This window comes from Sporichthya sp., from assembly GCF_013815995.1.
Lineage (GTDB): Bacteria > Actinomycetota > Actinomycetes > Sporichthyales > Sporichthyaceae > Sporichthya.
In genome coordinates this window covers 1-4,214 of record NZ_JACDFE010000299.1, presented here as the reverse complement: position 1 = coordinate 4,214, position 4,214 = coordinate 1, and the positions used below count along the sequence as shown (strand labels likewise).

The 4,214-nt window shown below is 71.6% G+C and carries 3 protein-coding genes and 2 pseudogenes; 2 read left to right on the top strand and 3 right to left on the bottom strand.

From position 1 onward, the window contains the following. Positions 1-482, bottom strand: a pseudogene (locus tag H0X00_RS22010) (primosome assembly protein PriA); the annotation flags it as partial. A 253-nt stretch (positions 483-735) separates the two neighbouring features. Between H0X00_RS22010 and H0X00_RS22005 the strand changes: the two are divergent. Continuing rightward, the gene (locus tag H0X00_RS22005) at positions 736-1,629 is read left to right on the top strand and encodes a hypothetical protein (protein ID WP_293774870.1); all 894 of its coding nucleotides are present in this window, start codon (positions 736-738) and stop codon (positions 1,627-1,629) included. 95 nt (positions 1,630-1,724) lie between these two features. On the opposite strand, the gene metK is transcribed toward H0X00_RS22005, so the two are convergent. Both metK and H0X00_RS21995 read right to left on the bottom strand, forming a co-directional pair. Beyond that, a complete protein-coding gene (gene metK / locus H0X00_RS22000) occupies positions 1,725-2,918 on the bottom strand; it encodes a methionine adenosyltransferase (protein WP_293774868.1) in 1,194 nt (397 codons plus the stop codon). A 94-nt stretch (positions 2,919-3,012) separates the two neighbouring features. Continuing rightward, positions 3,013-3,825: a maleylpyruvate isomerase N-terminal domain-containing protein gene (locus H0X00_RS21995; RefSeq protein WP_293774865.1), complete on the bottom strand. Its 813-nt coding sequence runs from the start codon at positions 3,823-3,825 to the stop codon at positions 3,013-3,015. 120 nt (positions 3,826-3,945) lie between these two features. On the opposite strand from H0X00_RS21995, the pseudogene H0X00_RS21990 reads away from it, so the two are divergent. Next, a pseudogene (locus H0X00_RS21990) lies at positions 3,946-4,214 on the top strand (lipase); the annotation flags it as partial.

The window sequence follows — 4,214 nt, the reverse complement described above, 5'->3', positions numbered from 1 at the left end:
ACGCGGGCGTGCCGAGGCGGGACGGCGAGACGCAGCACGTCGGCGACGGTGCCGGCGTACCGGTTCGCGACCGCCCGGGCCAGCTCCGCGACCTCCGGGCTGAGCACCGGTTCGGCCGAGACCACCTTCTGCAGGCGGGCCAACCGGCCGGTGTGTTCGCTGCCCCCGGTCCGGGCCAGGACGAACCCGTCGACGAGCTGGCCGGCGAACCGGACCCGGACCCGGGCCCCGGGAATCGCGGCCGCGTCGAGGGCGGCCGGCACCAGGTAGTCGAAGATCCGGTCGAGGTGCGGGAACGGCACGTCGACGCTGACCTGGGCGACGGGCTGCTCGGCGGCGACCGGTGGCGGCTCGCTGTCCTTCTTGCGCGTCGCGCTGGCGTGACGCCGGGCCGTCCCCCGCACCAGCTCCAGCTGCTCGGCCACTGCTTCGGGTGGCGCCCCGGATCCGGCGCCCGCCGAAGGCCCCGCGCCGGAAATCACTCACCTGTCCTACCAGAGCGGACCGACCGCGGGCGGATCGAGCGGGTCCCCGCCGTCAGACCTCGAGGCTGAGGCTGCAATTCGTTACGTGGGAGTGGTCGTGAGGCGTCCAGATCGCCCCTGGTGTCACGAATTGCAGCTTCAGCCTCGGTCTGTCGAGGGTTGACGGCCGATCGGGCGGACTTTCTCCGGAGTCGCCGGATCGCTGCTATAAACGACACCGGTCGGTGGTCTCGGGGGGGATCTGGTGCCGTTGTCCTTATCGCGTGCTGCGCTGCGCCCAGCGTTGCGCACCGGTGCGCTCGCGCTCGCCGTCGCCGTGCCGGTCGCAGCGGTGGCCGAGACCGGCGCTGCGCCGAAGCCGAACGTCGTCGAGGAGCATTTCCGCGGCGCCGGCCCGTGGGTGGTCGCCACCACCGACGTCACTGCGGCTGACGGCCTGACCTACCGGATCTCGCACCCGCGCGACCTCGGCAGGGACGGGTTCACGCACCCGATCCTGGTCTGGGGCAACGGCAGCAACGCCACCCCGGCGCTCTACAACGGGGTGTTCCGTCAGCTCGCGTCCTGGGGCTTCGTCATCATCGGTTCCTCGGACAAGCAGCAGGCCGACGGCCACAGCATGCTGGCCGCGCTGAACTGGATGCTCGCCGCGAACCTCGACCCGGCCGGCACGTTCTTCGGTGTGCTGAACCCGACCGAGATCGGGGTGCTCGGCCACTCCCAGGGCGCCGGCGGCGCCGTCAACGCGGCCAACCACTCCGGCGGCCTGGTCGACACCGCGGTTCCGATCAACCTGCCGGACCGCCGCTACGTCGAGCGCAAGGGTGCGTTCTCGGTGGCCGACCTGCCGACCCCGACCCTGTTCCTCGGCGGCGGCACCGACGGCCTGATCTCCACCCCGGGCGGCCTGCGCAGCTACTACCAGCGCGTGCCGCGCGCCGCCCTGGGCATCCTGCGCGGCGCGGACCACCTCGCGATCCAGCGCACCGGCGGCGGCTACCTGGGCTACCTCACCGCGTGGATGATGTGGCAACTGCAGCACGACGCCTACGCCGGATCAGCCTTCATCGGCAGGGACCGCAAGGACACCGAGTTCCGCCGCAACACCCGGTGGCAGGACCAGCAGGAGAAGGGCCTGATCTAGCACGTGCTCGAATTCTCCCGATAGTGCAGTTGAGCACCGGTCCCGCGTGGGAAACCGGTGCTCAACTGCACTATCGGGAGAGTCTGGGAACGGCCTCAGACGCCGCAGGCCGAGCGGAGCGCGTCGACGCGGTCGGTGCGCTCCCAGGTGAAGTCCGGCAGGTCCCGGCCGAAGTGCCCGTACGCCGCGGTCGGCGTGTAGATCGGGCGCAGCAGGTCCAGGTCGCGGATGATCGCGGCCGGGCGCAGGTCGAACACCGTGGTGACCGCGGTCTGGATCCTGGCCGGGTCCACGTTGTGGGAACCGAAGGTCTCGACGAAGACGCCGACCGGGTGCGCCTTGCCGATGGCGTAGGCGACCTGGACCTCGCAGCGACGGGCCAGGCCCGCGGCGACCACGTTCTTGGCGACCCAGCGCATCGCGTAGGCGGCAGAGCGGTCGACCTTGGACGGGTCCTTGCCGGAGAACGCGCCGCCGCCGTGGCGGGCCATGCCGCCGTAGGTGTCGACGATGATCTTGCGGCCGGTCAGGCCGGCGTCCCCCATCGGACCGCCGACGACGAACTTGCCGGTCGGGTTCACCAGCAGGCGGTAGCCCTCGGTGTCGATGTCGATGTTCGCGAGCTCGGGTGCGACCACGTGGTCGGCGACGTCCGGGGCCAGCAGGGTCTTGAGGTCGATGTCTTCGGCGTGCTGGCTCGAGACCACGACGGTGTCGAGGCGGACCGCGCGGTCACCGTCGTACTCGATAGTGACCTGGGTCTTGCCGTCGGGGCGCAGGTACGGGACGGTGCCGGACTTGCGGACCGCCGAGAGCCGCAGCGCGAGGCGGTGCGCGAGCTGGATCGGCAGCGGCATCAGCTCGGGGGTGTCGTCGCAGGCGTAGCCGAACATCAGGCCCTGGTCGCCGGCACCTTGCTTGTCCAGGTCGTCGACGCCCTCGCCCTCACGTGCCTCGTAGGCGGAGTCGACGCCCTGCGCGATGTCCGGGGACTGCGAGCCGATCGAGACCGAGACGCCGCAGGACGCGCCGTCGAAGCCCTTCTTCGACGAGTCGTAGCCGATCTCCAGGACGCGGTCCCGCACGATCGTCGGGATGTCGGCGTAGCCCTGGGTGGTCACCTCACCGGCGACGTGGACCTGGCCGGTGGTGATGAGCGTCTCGACGGCGACCCGGCTGCGCGGGTCCTCCTTGAGCAGCGCGTCCAGGATCGAGTCGCTGATCTGGTCGGCGATCTTGTCCGGGTGGCCCTCGGTGACGGACTCCGAGGTGAACAGGCGACGAGACACGGAACACTCCAGGCGAGGCGGGTCGAGAACCTGGGGAGTCTATCGTCGCGGGCCGTGACCCAGATCGGGACGCGTCCGGACAGGTCACCCGATCTCAGGGCGCGTCGAAGAAACTGACGAGCTTGAAGCCGAGCCAGGGCTTGGGCCCCCAGGCCGCGGCCTGGCCCCGCAGGATCGGCCCGGCCAGCCCGATGCGCCTGTGCATGATCAGGATCAGCGACGGGCCGGCTCCACTCATCACGCAGTCCACCCGGCCCGCAGGCTCGCCCTCCACCGTGAGCACGCCGTCCCGGAAGGCGAAGACGGCTCGGCCTTCGGGGAATTTCCGCACCCGGACGTCGAACCGGGCGGTCAGGCCCTTGGCGTTCTCCGGGTGCACGAACACCGGCAGGAACGGCAGGAACCCGCGGAAGATCAGCGCCGCGTCCGACGGCTCGATGATCCACAACCGTTCCGCCGCGGTGGCGATGTCCCAGCCGTGGACCACCGCCTCGCCGAGGATCCGGGACACCGCGATGGAACGAAGGGTCGGGGCGCCCAGATGTCCCGGTTGGAGGCTGTCCGGGCCCTGCTCCACCGCCGCGGCGAGCGCCGGGCGCAGGGCCTGGATCTGCTCGGAGAGCTGGAACGGCGTCCGCTCGGTGATCCGGGCCAGGAGCTCGTCGTTGGTGTGCGCCACCTTGCTCAGGTCGGTGTACGGCGACCCGGCGCCGCGGGCGATGTCGATGTAGGCGCCCACCACACCCATGAGGTGGGCGGCCGTCTGTTCGATCGACCAGTTCGGCAGCGCTTTCGCGCTCAGCTCGGGAATCCCCCGGACCAGGTTCGCCACCTTGTCGAGGGCCCGGTCGGCGGCGGCGGCGACGGCGGGCAGGTCGATCGGTTCGGGCGAGGCAGGGGGGTCCACGGGTCACACCCTGTCACCCCCGGACGTGCCGGCGGCGGAACGGCCTACGCAGGCTGGGCGCTGAGGTCGTCGACCCCGGGCTGACGACCTACGCTCAGGCGACTGAGTCAGGATGGCGGCGTGCCCCCTCCGTTCGCGAACCTGAGTCCGCAGCGCCGTCGCCTCGCCCGCGTCGGCACCGGCGTCGCCGCTGCGGCCCTGGCCGCCGGAGCCTTCGCGGTTCTGCGCGCCGACGGTGACCCGGACGTCCCGCCCGCGACGGTCGTGGCCCAGGACCGGCCCGGCCCGGTGGTCCTGGTGTCCGGATACGGCGCACCCAGTTCGAACCTCAAGGCCCTGGCTGCGCGGCTGCGCGCGGACGGCCGGCCGGCCGAGGTCGTGCCCGGGCC